At 45.4% G+C, this 19,654-nt stretch carries 13 protein-coding genes and 1 CRISPR repeat array (1 of these 14 only partly in view); of the genes, 6 read left to right on the forward strand and 7 right to left on the reverse strand.

What is annotated here, in order from left to right; all coding sequences use genetic code 11:
- Nucleotides 1-4,402: direct repeats of the CRISPR family, unit length 37 nt; unit sequence GCCGAAAACAACCTAAAACCCTATCAGGGATTGAAAC; it begins 1,720 nt to the left of the window's first position.
- Between the two features lie 138 nt (nucleotides 4,403-4,540).
- From QT973_RS05185 to QT973_RS05200, 4 genes are all read left to right on the forward strand, one after another.
- Entirely contained in the window at nucleotides 4,541-4,693 is a 153-nt protein-coding gene (locus QT973_RS05185) for a transposase (RefSeq protein ID WP_445242998.1), read from the forward strand.
- Nucleotides 4,694-4,817: 124 nt separating this feature from the next.
- A complete protein-coding gene (locus tag QT973_RS05190) occupies nucleotides 4,818-5,936 on the forward strand; it encodes an alkene reductase (RefSeq protein WP_333052666.1) in 1,119 nt (372 codons plus the stop codon).
- A 686-nt stretch (nucleotides 5,937-6,622) separates the two neighbouring features.
- The gene (locus QT973_RS05195; protein ID WP_333052668.1) at nucleotides 6,623-7,630 is read left to right on the forward strand and encodes a protochlorophyllide reductase; all 1,008 of its coding nucleotides are present in this window, start codon (nucleotides 6,623-6,625) and stop codon (nucleotides 7,628-7,630) included.
- A gap of 615 nt (nucleotides 7,631-8,245) precedes the next feature.
- Nucleotides 8,246-10,411: a ShlB/FhaC/HecB family hemolysin secretion/activation protein gene (locus QT973_RS05200; protein WP_333390790.1), complete on the forward strand. Its 2,166-nt coding sequence runs from the start codon at nucleotides 8,246-8,248 to the stop codon at nucleotides 10,409-10,411.
- A gap of 228 nt (nucleotides 10,412-10,639) precedes the next feature.
- On the opposite strand, the gene QT973_RS05205 is transcribed toward QT973_RS05200, so the two are convergent.
- From QT973_RS05205 to QT973_RS05235, 7 genes are all read right to left on the reverse strand, one after another.
- Nucleotides 10,640-11,191, reverse strand: coding sequence for a hypothetical protein (locus tag QT973_RS05205; RefSeq protein WP_333232814.1), 552 nt, complete (start codon nucleotides 11,189-11,191; stop codon nucleotides 10,640-10,642).
- Between the two features lie 19 nt (nucleotides 11,192-11,210).
- A complete protein-coding gene (locus QT973_RS05210; protein ID WP_333232813.1) occupies nucleotides 11,211-12,404 on the reverse strand; it encodes an XRE family transcriptional regulator in 1,194 nt (397 codons plus the stop codon).
- A gap of 114 nt (nucleotides 12,405-12,518) precedes the next feature.
- Complete coding sequence (locus tag QT973_RS05215) at nucleotides 12,519-13,946, reverse strand: 7-cyano-7-deazaguanine synthase (RefSeq protein ID WP_333390794.1); 1,428 nt, start codon at nucleotides 13,944-13,946, stop codon at nucleotides 12,519-12,521.
- A 2-nt stretch (nucleotides 13,947-13,948) separates the two neighbouring features.
- Entirely contained in the window at nucleotides 13,949-14,572 is a 624-nt protein-coding gene (locus tag QT973_RS05220) for a hypothetical protein (RefSeq protein ID WP_333232809.1), read from the reverse strand.
- Nucleotides 14,573-14,952: 380 nt separating this feature from the next.
- Complete coding sequence (locus QT973_RS05225) at nucleotides 14,953-15,231, reverse strand: hypothetical protein (protein WP_333232807.1); 279 nt, start codon at nucleotides 15,229-15,231, stop codon at nucleotides 14,953-14,955.
- Nucleotides 15,228-15,368, reverse strand: coding sequence for a hypothetical protein (locus tag QT973_RS05230; RefSeq protein ID WP_333232804.1), 141 nt, complete (start codon nucleotides 15,366-15,368; stop codon nucleotides 15,228-15,230). The genes QT973_RS05225 and QT973_RS05230 overlap by 4 nt, the downstream gene beginning before the upstream one ends.
- A 135-nt stretch (nucleotides 15,369-15,503) precedes the next feature.
- Nucleotides 15,504-15,734, reverse strand: coding sequence for a DUF433 domain-containing protein (locus QT973_RS05235; protein WP_006634608.1), 231 nt, complete (start codon nucleotides 15,732-15,734; stop codon nucleotides 15,504-15,506).
- A gap of 238 nt (nucleotides 15,735-15,972) precedes the next feature.
- Here QT973_RS05235 and QT973_RS05240 point away from each other — a divergent pair, with 238 nt between their 5' ends.
- Together QT973_RS05240 and QT973_RS05245 are read left to right on the forward strand one after the other, a co-directional pair.
- Nucleotides 15,973-16,590, forward strand: coding sequence for a Uma2 family endonuclease (locus QT973_RS05240; protein WP_333390800.1), 618 nt, complete (start codon nucleotides 15,973-15,975; stop codon nucleotides 16,588-16,590).
- Nucleotides 16,591-16,696: 106 nt separating this feature from the next.
- A complete protein-coding gene (locus QT973_RS05245; RefSeq protein ID WP_333390803.1) occupies nucleotides 16,697-19,648 on the forward strand; it encodes a two-partner secretion domain-containing protein in 2,952 nt (983 codons plus the stop codon).
- Nucleotides 19,649-19,654: the final 6 nt, after the last annotated feature.

Here is a 19,654-nt window from a genome sequence, read left to right on the forward strand (position 1 = left end):
TCGTGTCAACTCGGGCCGAAAACAACCTAAAACCCTATCAGGGATTGAAACACAGGCATTTCTTGCTTACGAGATTTCGTAACAGCCGCCGAAAACAACCTAAAACCCTATCAGGGATTGAAACTAGCACTGCCTGAAAGTCGAAGGAATCATTATCAGTGGCCGAAAACAACCTAAAACCCTATCAGGGATTGAAACACGACCTACGCCAGAATACAGAGCCAGAACTTACGCCGAAAACAACCTAAAACCCTATCAGGGATTGAAACAGCATCACCGGGGAATTCATCTTCAAAGCCATTAGCCGAAAACAACCTAAAACCCTATCAGGGATTGAAACGACATGGCCACACTCGGCGGTCGCGGTGGCAAACTGCCGAAAACAACCTAAAACCCTATCAGGGATTGAAACGGCGGTACTTACCAGGGCTACTCGCTTGAAGCTAGCCGAAAACAACCTAAAACCCTATCAGGGATTGAAACCAATCGGTCGGACGTGGAGTACGTACAGAAAAGACGCCGAAAACAACCTAAAACCCTATCAGGGATTGAAACCAGCTTTAAAGCCTTGGGTCGGCTGGCTAGAGGCTGTTGTGCCGAAAACAACCTAAAACCCTATCAGGGATTGAAACATGCTCTAACTCCCTACCATCAGGAGAATAATAGAAGGCCGAAAACAACCTAAAACCCTATCAGGGATTGAAACAATAACGGTATATCGAGATATCTTACAATCGCGCCGGGCCGAAAACAACCTAAAACCCTATCAGGGATTGAAACAGATTAGTTTTTCTCGCCAAGATCCAACAATAGAGCCGAAAACAACCTAAAACCCTATCAGGGATTGAAACTGTGATTATGGGTTTGGGCATAAAATTTATATTTAGGCCGAAAACAACCTAAAACCCTATCAGGGATTGAAACCCAGATGGTGCTCGCGAAAACTTCTCAATTCCTTATGCCGAAAACAACCTAAAACCCTATCAGGGATTGAAACAACCCTATATAGCTAGCAAGTAGGATTATTGCTGAGCCGAAAACAACCTAAAACCCTATCAGGGATTGAAACACCGAATTACTGAAGGAACTCGAAGCCGAAGGGCCGAAAACAACCTAAAACCCTATCAGGGATTGAAACACGGCTTCGGGATTAGCGAAAGCAACTTTACACTAGCCGAAAACAACCTAAAACCCTATCAGGGATTGAAACAGCTACAAGGGCAACATAACTACTGCCATTGTAGGCCGAAAACAACCTAAAACCCTATCAGGGATTGAAACTGAAGCCATTGCTTTTAGGTGCTGAGCTGGTAGATTGCCGAAAACAACCTAAAACCCTATCAGGGATTGAAACTCTTGGAGTATACGTTTCAGCGGGTGAATCGGACGCCGAAAACAACCTAAAACCCTATCAGGGATTGAAACGAACAAATAAAGCTATAGCGATTTTCAAAAAAAGTGCCGAAAACAACCTAAAACCCTATCAGGGATTGAAACAAATCAATGAGCTTATTGTAGGAGTCATAGGACGCGCAGCCGAAAACAACCTAAAACCCTATCAGGGATTGAAACATTCCGGGATTGCTACCGTCGCTGCTGGCAGTAATGCCGAAAACAACCTAAAACCCTATCAGGGATTGAAACTTGATGCGGCTAGTTGGCGATCGAACCGGTGGGCAAAGCCGAAAACAACCTAAAACCCTATCAGGGATTGAAACCACCTAAATCTTTGCGACACTTTGCGATCGCTATTGGCCGAAAACAACCTAAAACCCTATCAGGGATTGAAACCGGTCACTCTAATCAATTTGGTAGATGATGCACCCGCCGAAAACAACCTAAAACCCTATCAGGGATTGAAACTTAAGCTTTTCGTCCAGTTGTGCGCGTTGTCACAGCCGAAAACAACCTAAAACCCTATCAGGGATTGAAACATCGAAGGCTCATTAACAATCCACGGCTCAGACGGGCCGAAAACAACCTAAAACCCTATCAGGGATTGAAACGAAGGAATTATAAACCGCAGCAACAAAGCAATCAAGCCGAAAACAACCTAAAACCCTATCAGGGATTGAAACGGTAATATCTCGGATTCGGATAAAAGATATCTCCCCCCAAGCCGAAAACAACCTAAAACCCTATCAGGGATTGAAACGCCGCGCGCATGGGGAGAGGGGGCCTGTCTATTAGCCGAAAACAACCTAAAACCCTATCAGGGATTGAAACTTTTAATTTGGCGATCGAGAAAGCTGAATTGACGCCGAAAACAACCTAAAACCCTATCAGGGATTGAAACCCCACCCCTGAACCCTTGGATTTTCCCCCGTGACGGGCCGAAAACAACCTAAAACCCTATCAGGGATTGAAACGCTTCACAACAGCTTCATGAATACTTTTGGCGAAAGTGCCGAAAACAACCTAAAACCCTATCAGGGATTGAAACTCTAGCGCCTAGCCCGGTGTAGTTGGTGCCCTCGGCCGAAAACAACCTAAAACCCTATCAGGGATTGAAACCGAAATTTCGGACACTTTCCAAGACTGGCGACACCTGGCCGAAAACAACCTAAAACCCTATCAGGGATTGAAACTTCGGTGCCTTCCGTGGTGCCTGCGGTTGCTTCTGGCCGAAAACAACCTAAAACCCTATCAGGGATTGAAACAGTTTGAGCCTGCAACTGAGCCTAAAGTAAAGATTGAGCCGAAAACAACCTAAAACCCTATCAGGGATTGAAACGGGTACTATTCCCATTGGACATCGACTCTGCCATCATCTGCCGAAAACAACCTAAAACCCTATCAGGGATTGAAACGCGGCTGCTGGTGCTGGCCCGGCTGGCTCCTTTCTGCCGAAAACAACCTAAAACCCTATCAGGGATTGAAACAACTGCTATCTAGCGCTATTAAAAGCTTGCCAGTTGCCGAAAACAACCTAAAACCCTATCAGGGATTGAAACCGGTTCTCCTGCGGGTTCGTGTAGCCGATCGGCAGAGCCGAAAACAACCTAAAACCCTATCAGGGATTGAAACCGCAGATAGCCTCCAGGGCTTGCAGGTAAGCTTTGCCGAAAACAACCTAAAACCCTATCAGGGATTGAAACGGGAATCGTCTTCGCAGGATTGACTGGCAATATTCATTCGCCGAAAACAACCTAAAACCCTATCAGGGATTGAAACGTTGGTTGCAAACTGAAAACTAGGGATAGCCGCTGGCATTTTGGCCGAAAACAACCTAAAACCCTATCAGGGATTGAAACACCTAAGCCGATCGCACTTTCCCGACTTCGGCGCCGAAAACAACCTAAAACCCTATCAGGGATTGAAACAAAGCACTTTCTCCCTGACTCTGTAAAGCTTGCGCCGAAAACAACCTAAAACCCTATCAGGGATTGAAACATATCTCTTACTTTTACGGGATCTGACAACTGCCGCGCCGAAAACAACCTAAAACCCTATCAGGGATTGAAACCTAATTTCCTAAAACATGAAAACGCAAAATCTAGCCGAAAACAACCTAAAACCCTATCAGGGATTGAAACATCCAAGCAGTAACGAGTCAAATAATCTTCAAGGCCGAAAACAACCTAAAACCCTATCAGGGATTGAAACTAACAATCCAATGTAAAACCAAACTATTACGGCATCAGCCGAAAACAACCTAAAACCCTATCAGGGATTGAAACTCTGACCAAGATATTGTACCCGCCAAAATTGGGACTAAGCCGAAAACAACCTAAAACCCTATCAGGGATTGAAACATTTGCGTGTCTTCTTCTAGCTCAACGCCTGCTATGCCGCCGAAAACAACCTAAAACCCTATCAGGGATTGAAACAACTTTGCTAAAGCCAACAGCGATCGGGATGTAAGGCCGAAAACAACCTAAAACCCTATCAGGGATTGAAACTTTAACGATCGACTCTGGAAGCTCTGGGAACGCGCACGCCGAAAACAACCTAAAACCCTATCAGGGATTGAAACTACAATGCCTATACTGAAATTTTGACAATTAGGAGCCGAAAACAACCTAAAACCCTATCAGGGATTGAAACTTACTTATAAATCGATTTTCACCTGGATTAAAACGCCGAAAACAACCTAAAACCCTATCAGGGATTGAAACAGTTGCGCTATCACTGTCCGATCGGCTCAAATCACGCCGAAAACAACCTAAAACCCTATCAGGGATTGAAACGATACCGAGGAATGCGTTGAACTGAACAACAAGCCGAAAACAACCTAAAACCCTATCAGGGATTGAAACCTGGTAAAAAGTTTGGCGATGAGATGGGTGGTGTTGGCCGAAAACAACCTAAAACCCTATCAGGGATTGAAACCCGATTGCATCCGCTTCACTTTTCGAGGTTCTTGCCGAAAACAACCTAAAACCCTATCAGGGATTGAAACTTTCGGAAGTATTCAGCAGTATTCAGCAGAGGAGGAGACAGGAGGAAAGAGGGTATTCTTCTCCTGACTCCTGACTCCTGACTCCTGACTCCTTCTTCGCCGGAAACAAGTTTACCTCCAGCACTCACAGCACAGGTGGTGCTCATGGATAATCTCACATTTGATAAAAGTAGTCGGATTCAGGAATTGATTCAAACAGCACGGTGTAGACTATTATATTTACCGCCATACTCTCCAGAGTTTAACAAAATTGAACAAAAAAGAGTCTTGGCTAAAAAATCAAATTCGTAAACAGCTTGATGAGTTTGATTGCTTACATTTTCGCGACCCTTGGATGTCTTGCGCCTGGGAGCATAACACCAGCGGTTGCTAAATATGATTTCCCAGATTCTTCAGTTGACAAAACCTCAAAATTATGACCAATCAAACAACTTCTCCACTCCTACTCAGTCCCTTCAAAATCGGAGATTTACCCTTAAAAAACCGAGTAGTCATGGCACCCCTGACGAGAGCCAGAGCCGGTGAAGCGCGGATGCCCAACGCCTTGATGGCAGAGTATTACACTCAGCGAGCCTCCGCTGGTTTAATCATTACAGAAGCCACAGTCGTTTCTACTCAAGCTAATGGTTGGCTCAATACCCCCGGTATTTATTCAGACGAGCAAGGCGAGGCTTGGAAACAAATTGTGACTGCGGTTCATGCCCACCAAACGCCGATTTTCATGCAGCTTTGGCACACTGGGCGGGCTTCCCACAGCAGTTTTCATCAAAACAATCAATTGCCAGTTGCAGCGTCTGCCATCAAAATAAACGGAGAGGGCATTCATACACCTCTAGGCAAACAACCCTACGAAACTCCCCGTGCTCTAGAAACCGATGAAATATCCCTGGTTGTAGAAGATTATCGCAAGGCGGCGGAACGAGCTAAGATGGCAGGTTTTGACGGTGTAGAAATTCACGCGGCAAACGGCTATCTCATTGACACATTCCTGCAAACCAAAACCAATCACCGCACAGATTCCTATGGCGGCACAGTTGAAAACCGCTACCGTTTTCTTAAGGAAATTGTAGAGGCGATTATCACAGTATTTCCGGCAAACCGAGTGGGAGTTAGACTGTCTCCCAACGGTAATTTCAATGATATGGGTTCTCCCACTTATCGAGAAGATTTTCTGTATTTCGCGGAGCAGTTAAATGCCTATGATTTAGCTTACCTTCACTTGGTAGATGGTCTGGCTTTTGGCTTTCATGAATTGGGAACGCCGATGATGATAGGAGAGTTTCGCGATGTGTTTACAGGGCCGCTCATTGGCAACTGCGGATATACTCAAGAACAGGCTGAAACTGCCCTGAGCAGCAAACTTGCGGATTTAATTGCTTTTGGTCGGAATTTTATCAGCAATCCTGACTTGGTAGAGCGTTTTACTAATGGTTGGCCGCTCAATCCGCCTGCTGAAATGGGCGTCTGGTATTCTTTTGGGCCTGAAGGTTATATCGATTTCCCTACCTATCAGGAATCTCAAGCTATTTCTTAGTTGAGTTTTTAGGGGCGGGTTTATCAATAAATACCGAGTATGTGCATCATAGATACAGCATATTCCATGTATATGCGGTACACACAACCTTGTCGTAAGTAAGGTGCGGATCCACCAGTCAATCTGCAAGTTTCATTAAACATGAGCAGATCCGCACCCTACATAACAATGTACCAACAATAGAGCTTTATAGTGTACTTCACGAACCACCGAATATGCTGTAATTGTCAACCCGCCCCTAATATCATGTCCGGTCAATTAACCATGATTCCTGTAGGGGCCCGTGAGCCAAGATATTGAATAGAAACGGGAAAATCTGTAAACCCGCCCCGGTCTTTAATCGCGATCAATCGATTGGACATGATATAAAAGATGTATGGTTGATTTATCCAAATAAGAGTCGAAGTTGGACTCATATTTAATTTTCATCGCCCGTTGAAAACGAGGATTTATTATTTGTAAAAACACTTCTTCTGGCTCCAGCCTCCCGTCTCCAGCCTCCTGCCCCCTGCCTCCTGCCTCCTGCCTCCAATTTCTAGCTTGCCGGCAAAAGTGAGAGGCTCCCAGTTGAGATCGAGAACGTTTCCCCATATCCTAATAACCATAGGGTACTTCAAAACATCCAAGCTGCTAGCTCAGGGTTTGAGTGCCTGAAAAAAATCCATAGCGGAAGCGCTTTTAACAAGATGGCACAAAATCACAAATCAACGGTTATCATTACCGGCGCTTCCTCCGGCGTCGGTTTGTACGGCGCGAAAGCTCTCGCAGACAAGGGATGGCACGTAGTCATGGCCTGTCGGGACGTGCGGAAAGCCGGAGACGCCGCGCGAGAGTTGGGCATACCTGAAGGCAGTTTCTCCATCATGGAGATTGACTTGGGCGATTTGGAGAGTGTGCGCCGATTTGCTCGCGCATTTAAGGCCAGCGGCAGGTCTCTGGACGCTTTGGTGTGCAACGCGGCGATTTATATGCCTTTGATTAAGGAACCGCTGCGGAGCCCGGAGGGTTATGAGTTGACGATGACTACCAATCACTTGGGTCATTTCCTGCTGTGCAACCTGATGATGGAAAATATGAAGCCTTCCTATTATTCCGATGCGAGAATCGTGATTTTGGGAACCGTGACTCACAATCCAGACGAGTTGGGCGGGAAGATTCCGCCGCGCCCGGATTTAGGCAAGTTTGAGGGTTTTGAAGCGGGTTTCAAAGATCCGATTTCGATGGTTGACGGCAAGAAGTTTGAACCCGTCAAGGCTTACAAAGATAGCAAAGTTTGCAACGTGCTGACGATGCGGGAATTGCACCGCCGCTTTCACGAATCCACGGGGATTACTTTCACTTCGCTGTATCCGGGATGCGTTGCGGATACGCCGCTTTTCCGCAACCACTATCCTTTGTTTCAGAAGCTGTTCCCGCTGTTTCAGAAGAATATCACCGGGGGTTACGTGTCGCAGGAGTTGGCGGGCGAAAGGCTGGCGATGGTGGTTGCCGATCCAGAATACAAGCAATCTGGGGCTTATTGGAGTTGGGGGAACCGCCAGAAAAAAGATGGTAAGTCTTTTGTACAGAAGGTTTCTCCCCAGGCCCGCGATGATGAAAAAGGCGAGCGGATGTGGGAGTTGAGCGCTAAGTTGGTGGGATTGACTGACGGGGCTCAAATGGGTGCTGCGGCTGGTGCGGGCCGGTCTGCATAATTCAAAGTTACAAACCCCCTTTATCGGGCTTGGCGGTTGAAACGGCGTCTACGCACAGGATGTGGGTAGACGCTGACTCAATAATAAAGGGGGTATTAAAGTCGGATTTGGTATGATGCACCAAAATCAAAGAAAGCGGGTTTTTTAGTGGCTCTGCGGGTTGTAACTCACATCTTGCACTATTCTTAAGAACAGGCAAGATGCCTGTTCCACAAAAGATGAATTTTATTGTGGAACAGGCATCTTGCCTGTTCATAAAAAGATTATTGAGAAGGGTGCCATATCTCAGTTGTAGCGCGTTTCTGGTTTACCCTGGCGTCCAGGACTATTCTGCTCTCTGCGTTAGCATGAAAGTGTAGGTTTTGCAACCAAAAAATTTGGTTTTTTTTACTGTTTACGATCGACTTACAGGATATTTTTTCGGATAATCACCCGATTGAAGCGTAAGTCTTGGGAAATGAACAGCCGTCGATCGACCTTTTGGTTTGTAGCAGTTGCGAAACTGTGGTCTGGGACGGCTGTTTCCTTTTTTGCTGTTAAGATTGATTTTTACTTGAGGGTGCTGACTTCCTGAAAATATTTTCCCCCACTTAAGCGAGATAATAATTATATCCTATGGCTGGTCCCTCACAAAAACTATTTTTACTCGCTGGAATTTTTGGGTTAGTTTTGTTGGCAAAACCAGCAAAAACCTCCGCTAGCACAGTTGAAATTTTGACCTCAAATGTTGAGGATTTGGCAGCAGTTAGCAGCGCAGGCGACACTAATCTTGACAGTCGCGAAGACTTAGCCACCGCTGACGACAAGACGCATTTACCCGCTGAATCAGAACACTCGGTGGCTGCGGAAACTCCCGACTTACCGCCGTCTGCGGCAAATTCAGTCGATGTGACATCTTACACCATTCTCAAGAACAGGCAAGATGCCTGTTCCACAACGAGTGAGTTTGATTGTGGGGTGGGCATCGTGCCCGCCGGTACAAGGCTGATTGACAAGGGTGCAACATCTCAGCCCGTTAGCGAAGCCCTCGGAGAGGATCGCACTTTCAGCACAAAAACTCAAGAAACCGAGCTTTTTAATTCAGATCAAAAGCTAGAAGAAAAGATTGACCGAAAAAAAACCGATTTGGGTATCGATCGACCTTTGCAACTCAGTCAACTGCCCAACCCAATTCAGCCCAGAGAGCCGGAATTACCTGCACCAACAGCACCGGAACCTCCCCCGCCATCTCCCCTCCAACCAACCCCGCTAACACCTGTTCCCGGCGATGATAGACCGGGGATTATGGGTACAATTAGGGTCGATCGCTTTGAATTTGAGGGCAACACAGCTTTTAGCGATCGCGAACTCGCAGAAGTTACGCAACAGTTTGCCGGCCGCGAAATCACCTTTGCCGAACTGATCGCAGCCGAAGCAGCCGTTACTCAAAAATATGTAGCCGCCGGATACATCAATTCCGGCGCTGTAATTCCCGCCAACCAAACCTTTCCGAGAGAAGGAGGTGTGGTGAAAATGCGGATTGTCGAAGGCGGATTAGATGAAATTGAGATTACTGGAAACAGGCGCTTAAATTCAAATTACGTGCGATCGCGCCTTGAACGCGCTACCAGACGGCCCCTCAACCGATCTCGCTTGCTGGAAGCCTTGCAAATGCTGCAACTCGACCCCTTAATTGGCAATATTTCCGCCGAATTGCAAGCCGGAAGCCGCCCGGAAAACAGCCGCTTAGAAGTGCGCGTCAAAGAAGCAGACAGCTTTAGCGCTGAAGTGTTCGCAGACAACAATCGATCGCCCAGCGTCGGCAGTTTTCGGCGCGGTGTTCGCATCAATCAAGCAAATTTGCTCGGTTTGGGCGACGGATTAGAGGTATCTTATGCTAACACCGACGGCAGCAACGAATTCAACGGCAGCTACACAGTCCCCGTCAACGCGCGCAACGGCACGATTGGATTCGCTGCGAGTGCTGCTAGCACCAATATCATCGAGGAACCGTTTGATGCTGCTGAAATTGAGGGGAAATCGCGCACCTACGAATTAACTTACCGCCAGCCGATTGTCGAAAAGCCCGATCGCACTTTGGCTTTGGGACTGAGTTTTTCGCGGCAAGAAAGCGATACATTCCTGTCTGGGGAACGATTTGCGCTTTCGGCGGGAGCAAATGAGCGCGGCGAAACGCGGGTTTCGGCTGTGCGGTTTTTTCAAGAATACGTGCAGCGGAGTTCCAGCCAAGTGTTCGCGGCGCGATCGCAGTTTTCCCTCGGCACTAATCTGTTCGGCGCTACTGCGAACGATAGCGGGCCCGACAGCCGCTTTCTGGCGTGGCGCGGACAAGCCCAATATGTGAGGCTATTAGCCCCAGAAACCTTGCTGATTGTGCGTTCTGACATTCAATTAGCCGATCGTTCCCTGCTTTCCCTGGAACAAATCGGGATCGGTGGCGTTCAAAGCGTGCGCGGATACCGCCAAGATTTGCTGTTAACTGATAGCGGTGCGATCGCGTCTGCTGAAGTGCGAATTCCGGTTTGGCGTGTCCCGGAAGTCGAAGGATTGTTGCAAGTGGCTCCGTTTATCGATTTTGGGGTAGGGTGGAACCATTCGGAGGAAAAGCCGAATCCTGACTCGGACAAGCTGCTGGGTGCGGGTTTGGGCTTAGTTTGGCAGATGGGCGATCGGTTGAATGTGCGTTTAGACTACGGTATTCCTTTGATAAATGCTCGATCGGGCGATCGAACTTTGCAGGAAAAAGGCATCTACTTTAGAATCAATTATTTTCCGTTTTAAGTTGTAGGTTGGGTTACAAAATTGATAAGTAATACCAATTCTTTATGAAGCTGCACAGAATGGGAAACCTGAAACCTTTTCCGGCAAAGTATATATTCTATGCAGCTTCATATAAAAATGGTATAACTAATAACTAGAGTCAATCAAGCCCAAAATAGTAAATATTTTATGTTTTGCGAGATTTATTTTGTGCTTTACTTGGCTTTATATATTCGAGCGCTCATCTATTTATTTCATTGCAGTTTCCCACCAAATCAGCAAAGGGTGATTTCGAGGAGGTTGATATCTCGCTTTAACTCGAATTGCACTCAATGCGGCTTTTAATGTTACTGAGTCAATTTTTAATTTTTCCGACCAATGTTTAATGACTTCCAGTGTTGATATAATTTGGATGTGAGGAGCCTCTTTTCTTAGAAAGGCGATCGCTCTCTTATCATCAGTTGCAACTGCCCATTCGCGGTGAAAGGCGATCGCAAATGTTGCAGATTCTCCTTCACCCCTTATTTGAGCAGTATAGTTGATGAAAGTTTCAGCTTCTGCTTCTGATTCAAAATCTACGATCGATATTAAACCTTCTTGAACCGCCTGGTCAAAATAAATTGCACCTTTACTCTCCTCATTCTCAATCCGCTGAAGTGTCTTTAATTCTTGCGATCTAACAACTTCAGTAACAACAATTTGAGCGGGAATAGCTTGCAATATTTCTAGAAATTTTCCCGAAGCATAGAAATTCAGAATACAGCAGGTATCTAGGACAATATGGGATTGTTTAATATTCATCGTTAATTACCCAATTATCCTACGCCTGACAAAGGTCTAAATCAGCAACTTCTTCGATTATTCCGCTTGAATGTGCACTTAATGATTCTGCAATCCGTCGAGCCTCAAGGCGATCGACACCAAGAAAATTAGCAAAGTGTCCTTCGGTAATTAACCCTCGATCTAGTGCTTCTATCGCTAAATGCTGATAGTGAATAGGAGCCATATCGATGCGCTCCGTGATAGGTTCTAAGCCCATTTCCTGTTGAACTGTTCGGACTTTTAATCCTCGATCGCGCAAACGCTCCCAAGTTCCAGATGGTAACAATTTAATTGCTTCTAATCGATAGATTAGAGCTTGAATAGACACTCCATAATGGTGAGCTAAAGTGAATAAATTTGTTGCAGTAAACTTGCCATGAGAACGGTGCATATCGTTAAATCGCTTGAGTAAATCACTTGTCGGCATTAGGAAATAATTAGGGAAAGTGTCTGCTAGTCTCTCGCTCTCTGGTTTCCTTTTATACTGATCGTCAAAATCAACTATGGGCTTCCGTCGATGAGCGAGAAAATGCAGGTAATCATGTGCTAATGACCAGCGTTTTCTCTCTTCAGGATGTCCAGCATTGATGGCGATGCAGCCACCCATTTGTTCGTTGTAGCTATAGATGCCTGAGTATTTAGGCGGCATCTCTATATAAAAAATTCGTAATCCGACACTCTGTTCTAAAATATCTCGCAGACATGGAATAGGTGCATCACCAAGCCCAAGCCGTTGACGTTCTGAGATGGCAATACTTTCCGCTGCGGCCTCAAGTGGCATATTATCGATCTTGTACTCTTGTGGATAATTTCGAGGTAAGGGTGCATCCATCATCGCTTCGAGATCTAGATAGTTTTGGCACAGTTCCTCTAAGCGCAAAATACTGGGTTTAATCCGTGCTGCTTCAGCTTCATTCTGCCCAAATGCCGAGCGATATTGAACCTCAAAAGGTTCTGTAACAGCACGAGGCTGAACGAAATCGCCGATGGCTTTTCCATAAGCACGGGCGAGTTTAATCAGTTCCGTTGCTTTGATCCGGCGTTCTCCTTTCTCAATTGCAACAATAGTTGTTCTTGCAGTATCAATAATCTGGGCTGCTTGAGCTTGAGTCATGTCACAGCTTTTACGGGCTTGTTGAAGGAGTTCCCCCAATCTCGCTAGATCGATGTTGTCTAATATATTAGTAGCCATTACAGTGTTCCTTAATCTTATTAAGCGATCGAATATAGCCTTTCTCAAAAAGGTGAGGTATGCCAGATTCTATGTACATCAAGGTTTGTGACCTTTGATATATACCTCATCTATCTAAGAGCCGCTATAGTTTCGATCTAACGACTCACTGTCCCTATTCTTAATGAGGTTGACTGATAGTTGAGATTTTACATCATCCCACTCAGCGACATACTTTTGATAAAGTCTAATTAACTTGCTCTGCATATCAAGAGTGGTCAACTTTTCTACGACTGAACATTGATCGACAATATCATCGAGGATCGGAAATTTACGAGTTAACGCTTCCCACTGAATCTCATGTGGATTAGGTCGATTGAGTAAGCATCGTAGCGTCTCAACTTGTGCGAGCATATGTCGTAAAGTCTCACTTGGATCTTTCGCTGGTGAATAATTTCCATGTAATATTAGATATCGAGTCTTATCCTCTATTTTAGCAGCACTAAGAGCTTGTCGTCGTAAAAGGCAAGAGGAGCAATATCCACACTGACTGATATTATGTCTGTGGGGGCTGTCGCATGACTTTGTTTGCGAAGATAGTCTACCCGTCACGTCTTCTGCTAATATCTGACACATTTCAGATTTAGTTGAGAATAGGAATGGATTCCAGACCCGAAATGCCTCTCCTAGAAGCCCTGAGATGAGATCGCTCACTTTCAGCAAAGTCAATGGATGAACCGATCTGGTGTGATCTAATCCCAACGCAGATTCGCGATATGGAAGATTAATTGCACCAGTTCCATTTTCATAAAAGCAAAGCTCTTGTCGCCCCATTAAAGATGCACAGGCAGCACCCAGCATCGCAAATACAACACCTCTTGCGCGGGTAATTTTGTTTTTTCTAACTGCATTGCTATCAAAGAAGCGAATTGGAACTCGGTATAAAGTACAACGATTTGGAAAAATATATCTAATTTTTTTTTCTGTATCTTCCTGTAGCTTGTGAACGTTAACATTACCTCCAGTGCCAAAAAGTAAAAATGACTTTTCTGGATGCGATCGCAAACGTTGATAGAGACCAGCAAAGGCATCAAGACCACCACTCCACATAGCCACTTCACAATCCTGAGCTGCTACGGGCAAAGATGGTTGGCGAACAACAGAACGTTCTGAATCCGATCTCTTTGGGAAGTCAAACAACCATAGACTTCCAGTAGCCCATTCAAGCAAAATTTCTAGCTGAGAGCGAAATAATTCAGTATTCATTATTTCAGGATGACGGACTGCTAGTTTTACATAAATGCGACTTTGATCTTGGCGTAGATTTTGAAATGCAAGACGATCTGCGAAATGGATTGCAACAGCCAGATCGATTAGATCAGCAACTACAGATGGAAACTCTTGCTTGACTCGGTAGTTGAATTCTTGATCGTCTATCGTAATTCCAATAGAACTCTCCTTTTTAGTAGCATGATCTGTAAACTGAATACACCCATTATTATTTACCCCAGAGCCAAAATCTAGTGTGTAATCACTATCGTGAGCATGAAATTCCTTCTTCATTGTTAGCATAGGTCTTCATCCATATCTACTGGATTTACTTTACGGCGTGGTAGTCGTAATTTGGTTACACTTCCATCGATATTTGCCTTATTTGCCCAATTACCAATCGCAGAAACAACCCCAGGCTGAATTTCTTGAATTAGTTGTTTAAGAGTTCGATCATTCATCCCTGCCAGATGTTCATCGGTTAGTGGTATACGACCATGAAATCCTGATTCCATCACTGTGGTCATGTATTGCCCCAAAATTGCTTCCGAAATACTATTAGCAGTTAATCCTCGATCGTTACCATACCTAAGCTCATGTAGGAAACTCTTTCCAGCGCAAAGAATAAGCTCTTTAACGTCATGTCTTCCATTAACTTGAAGTATTTTTTCTATTTCCCTATTCGCAATACCCCAGTCAACAGAGTTATTCGCGCCCGCGATGTCAATAACCTGGGACAACCTTTCACCCATCTGTTGGGCAACAACGATTGGTAGATTGCCTTTTTTTTGAAGATCTCGCTTGAGTGCTGAGATCGCCATCCGAGTACACTCATCGATACTCGCTTTTCCCTCACAGAGCGACTCATATAGCTTTTTATAGTACCCAAGCCCATTGCGGAAAATATCTCCATCAGCCATGTTCCCTGCTCCGTGCTGCAAAAATAGGAGTTTGCTTATACCCTCAATTTAGATCAATTTCCTGACATTGTCAACAGCTAAAATAACTAAATCTATAAAATGTCAGGTTATTGCGTAAGCTAATCGACTGTATTCGCGGTCTAAGTTTCTACAACATATTGGTGATAGTCCACTAAACTGGATCGATGACCAACACTACAGCCTAGGCATTGCCAGCCCTGTCAAGGTGCGATCAGACGTATTTACGTCCTTCTAGGTGTTCGCTCACGAGAATCAACAAGATTTATTCTCGTAAGGACTTGAAAAATAGCAGATCGGCCGATCGCCATTTTGTTTTCTCCATTGGTAAAAACCGTAGTTCATAGTCGGAATTATCATTGTTATGTTCTAGACTCAAGTGCAGCACAAAAGCTGTTGAGGCTATTTAGTAAAGCATTGTAGTAATAATAAGCATCATCGCGTTCGTTCTGAAGATGGGCATACAAGGCTAGTTCCGGCTCTGATACTAAAGGCTCCTTCGGAATATCCAAGCCTGCTTCGGTTAAGCGTACAGATGCGATCGCGACTAACAATGACCCAACTGTATTCGTCTTACCATGATGAAGATCGTCCAATCCCGTTAGAATTAGCTCCGCTCCCGGCAACTCATTCAAGCTCATGACTGTTCCTCCTCTGAGTTACCTTCAAAACGTTCGATGAAGTTCTCAACTTTGCTTCTAAGCACTGAACCCTGAGCTTCTCCACCCAAGACTTGCATCAATCGTTCTATCTTCTGATAATCAACGTTCGGACGCATATTGTACACACATATTTAAACAGCAACAGATTTCTTCAGCCGTCGCACTGAAAAAAGCTATCTTTATTATATTTGAAAAAATATCGCTCAAACGGTTCGGTAACTTGGGCGACAAGTTTTCATCAAAAAGTAATTTCATGCGGATAAGGTCGCGGTCATAAACCGACGCTCGCGGTCAGCAGCATAAGCTATGCAGGCTTTTAAATCTTCTCGCGTCAGATCGGGAAAATCGTCCAGAATTTCTGCTTCGGTCATCTCCGAAGCCAGGTACTCCAGCACTTCATAAACCGTAATTCGCAAGCCGCGTACACAAGGCTTACCACCGCGTTTATTTGCTTCGATCGTGATGTGGTTTCGGTAGTTCATAAAAAAGCTTGGTAAGATTGTGTTCTCGACCTTTGCAAAATCTTAGCCTGTGGCTGTGGATCTGACAAGGTTGTCAGTTATTTTTAGCGCTGACGGTCAAATTTTATTAAGTGGGAGTCTCGATCGCTACTTGGGTCGCGATCGGGGACGCTCGCACTGATATAATCCAAATATATAATTATGATGGAACCGGAAACGATATAAATCCTAACCTAGTTAACACAAGAGGGCTTGTATTATGGTTCAGACAAAAACTAAACTAACATTTGCAGATTTTCTCGAAAAGTACCCAGAGGGTTCGGGCATCTACGAACTTGTAAATGGAGAGATTGTCAAAGTGGAAGCAACCAGGGCTCATAAAAATGTGGCACGATATCTTGTTAAGTCTTTCGACAAAGAAAGCGAACGCTTGGGGCTTGACTATATCGTTGACAAAGATATAGTTTTGAGAACTGTAACAGCTTCCGGACAAGAGCAAGGCAGAAATCCTGATGTCGGCGTGGTTAAGGCATCAGTATGGAACAGCAATGTACGCGGCTACGGAGCTCTTACCGAACCTATCCAATTAGCAGTAGAAGTTACCTCAACTAACTGGGAAGACGACTATGTGGATAATCTAGATGAGTATCAACGCCTCGGCATTTGTGAGTATTGGATTGTGGATTATTTAGCGATCGCTTCTAGGACTTATTTAGGAAATCCCAAAATTCCCACAGTTTTCGTTTACTGTTTGGAAAATGGCAGCTATTTAGTTCAAAGTTTTACAGGGAATGAGCGCATTATTTCTAAAACTTTTCCCGAACTAGAAATCACAGTCGAGCAACTTGTACTCAGCAGCCAAATTCAAAACATTTAGAGACACGAGATGAGATTACACTGATAAACTTTATCATGGAAAGAGTGTTTTTATGCCTCCCTTTCATTACTCGTTACTATTTGCACTATTCTCAATAACAGGCAAGATGCCTGTTCCACAAATACTAGATTTTATTGTGGGGAGTAGGGGTTGGGCATCTTGCCCGCCCGTAAGTTACTCCCTACTGTTTGCTTTCCTGTTGCTATTTCCCTCGAAAACCTTCGCCCAAATCATCCCCGATAATACCCAGGGCCCGGAAAGTTCGCGGACTGTTTCCGATACTATCAATAACATACCCTCAGATAGAATCACGGGCGGCGCAACTCGTGGCGTTAACCTCTTTCACAGTTTGCGCGAATTTAACATCCGTGAAGGGCGGGGAGCTTATTTTGACAATCCCAGCGGAATTGCCAACATCTTCACCCGCGTTACAGGTGGCAACCCTTCTAATATTTTAGGAACTATGGGAGTTTTAGGCAACAGTAACTTATTTTTAATTAACCCAAAAGGAATTATATTCGGGCCGAATGCGCGGTTAGATTTGCGCGGTTCGTTTATTGGTTCAACGGCTGACAGTATTGTGTTTAATAACGGCTTTGAATTCAGCAGCACAAACCCGCAAACATCCCCGCTGTTAACCGTTAATATTCCCGTTGGTTTAAGATTTAGAGACAATGCCGGTGCAATTGTCAACCAATCGACGGCTTTAGGAAAGGTAAACCTGCCAGCCTCTGCTGTGCCAATCCCAATTAGCGATCGAGTTGGTTTAGCAGTAGAACCAGGTCAAACTTTAGCACTGATTGGCGGCGACATCCAACTCCCAGGCGGCAATTTAACCGCCAGCGGCGGACAAATTTTACTCGGTAGCGCAGCGAGTCCAGGTTTAGTTAATTTTGCAATGACAGCGGGGGAAAAGGGAAATTTAACTTTAAATTATGACAATCTTCAAAACTTTGGCAATATTCAAATAGCCGATGGAACACTTATTAACACCAGCGGTATTGGGGGTGGCAGAGTAGAGTTAAAAGGTGGAAATGTCGCCCTTAGCGGTGCGCGGATTTATGCGCTGACTTTGGGAAATATTGATGGTAGAGGTATCGATATCAGCGCCCAAAATTTGCGAGTGCAAAACGGCACGCAATTTTCTACCCTGACTCTCGGAGATGGTGCAGGAGGTAATATCAACTTGCGCGCTGCTGATTCTGTAGAAATGAGCGGGCTGGGAGTTGATGGCTATCAACAAGTTGTAATTAAGTATCTGGTATCGGGAACCGCAGACCCCTTTGACCCGCTATTTGTGCTGTTTAATGCTAGTGCTGGTGCTGGTTCGGGGGGGAATATTACGATCGACACTGGCCGCCTGCTGTTCAACAATGGCGTAGTAGGTAGCGGTATCACTTTTGGCGGTGGAAGGGGCGGGAATTTAATCATTCGCGCCAATACTTTTGAGATGGTGGGTTCTGGAATTAACAACGGGACGGCTAAAGAAAGTACCGGTGCGGGAGGAAGTATTAGTGTTGATGTCAATCGATTAATTATGCGCGACGGTTCTCTTCTGGGTACCACCAGCTACAGCAGTGGCCCGTCGGGGAATATCAACATTAAAGCTGCTGAATCAGTAGAATTGTCTAACACCGGCCCGAGAACTGTTGTGTCAACTGGAATCAGCACGCTGAGTATCGGTTCTAACGGAAGGGCGGGGAATATTAACGTTGATACGAAGCGGTTGACTCTCTCTGATGGTTCTGCTTTTACTTTAGGAACGGGTGTTTTAATTGGCAGGTTTTTGTTTTCTCAGGAGGGCGGGCCTGCGGGAAATTTAACTGTTAGGGCTAGTGAATCAGTAGAAATTTCTGGTATTTCTCAAGTTTTGACCAGCGGAATTCAGAATGCTAGCGCGCTGACTTCTGGAACTTTGAGTTCGAGTCGGGGTGGGGATATTCGGATTGATACGCCCAGCCTGACTGTGCGGGATGGGGGGATAGTTTCTACGAGTTCTTTGGGCTCTGGAGATGTGGGGAATATTACTGTTAATGCCGATCGCATTTCAGTCAGCGGCAGCGGAAATAATGGTTTGTTTGTCAGTACAATTGATGCTTCCGTGGGCAAGATATTTGGTACTAATCCTAATGCTACAGCAAATGCCGGTTCGTTGAATCTGAATGCCGATCGACTAATTGTCAGAGATGGAGCTACAGTCACGGTACAGGCTACGGGAACCGGACGCGCTGGTAATATCAATATTGTCGCAAATTCGATCGCTCTTGATAACAAAGCGAGTATTGACGGTACGACTGTATCCGGTACTGGAGCAAATATTAACCTGCAAGCGCGAGACATCCAATTGCGCCGCAACAGCCAAATTACCACCGATGCAGGCACTTCTGACGGCGGCAATATCAACATCAACAGCAACATTCTTGTCGCCCTCCCGCAAGAAAACAGCGACATCACAGCCAACGCCCGCACAGCAGGCGGCGGCCGCGTCAATATCAATGTCCCCAATGTTTTCGGCTTTACAGCAGCGAGTCGCGAACAAGTCAGAAACAGATTGGGGATCAGTGACGCCGAATTTGCAGCGTTGCAAGTAAGTCCTACATCTCTGCTTAATAGCAGCGACATCGCCGCAATTTCCCAAAGTGGTGGCCCGGCGTTGCAAGGAGCCGTAACATTTAGTTCTGTTGGAGTTAATCCGGTTCAAGGTTTAGTGCAACTGCAGCAAAATGTGGTCAATCCGGCTGCGTTAATTGCGGCAAATCCCTGCATCCAAGGGGCCGACAACGAGTTTACTGTGACTGGTCGGGGGGGAGTGCCACCGAGTCCTAATGAAGTTCTCAGCAGCGCTCCCTCGCCGTTTCCGTGGGTGGAACCAGCGGTAGGTGAAAGTCAGCAAGTAGAAAGCCAAAGAACATTCATAGAAATTCGGCCAAGAGAAATTATGCCCGCTCAAGGTTGGGTAATGGACGATCGAGGACAAGTGACGCTGGTAGCCTATAATGCTGGTGGTGTTGCATCTCTTCGCAGTCCGAAACCGACGGGTGTTTGCGTACCTCAATAAGTAATC

Source organism: Microcoleus sp. Z1_A1 (assembly GCF_036700305.1).
In the GTDB taxonomy this organism is placed as follows: domain Bacteria; phylum Cyanobacteriota; class Cyanobacteriia; order Cyanobacteriales; family Microcoleaceae; genus Microcoleus.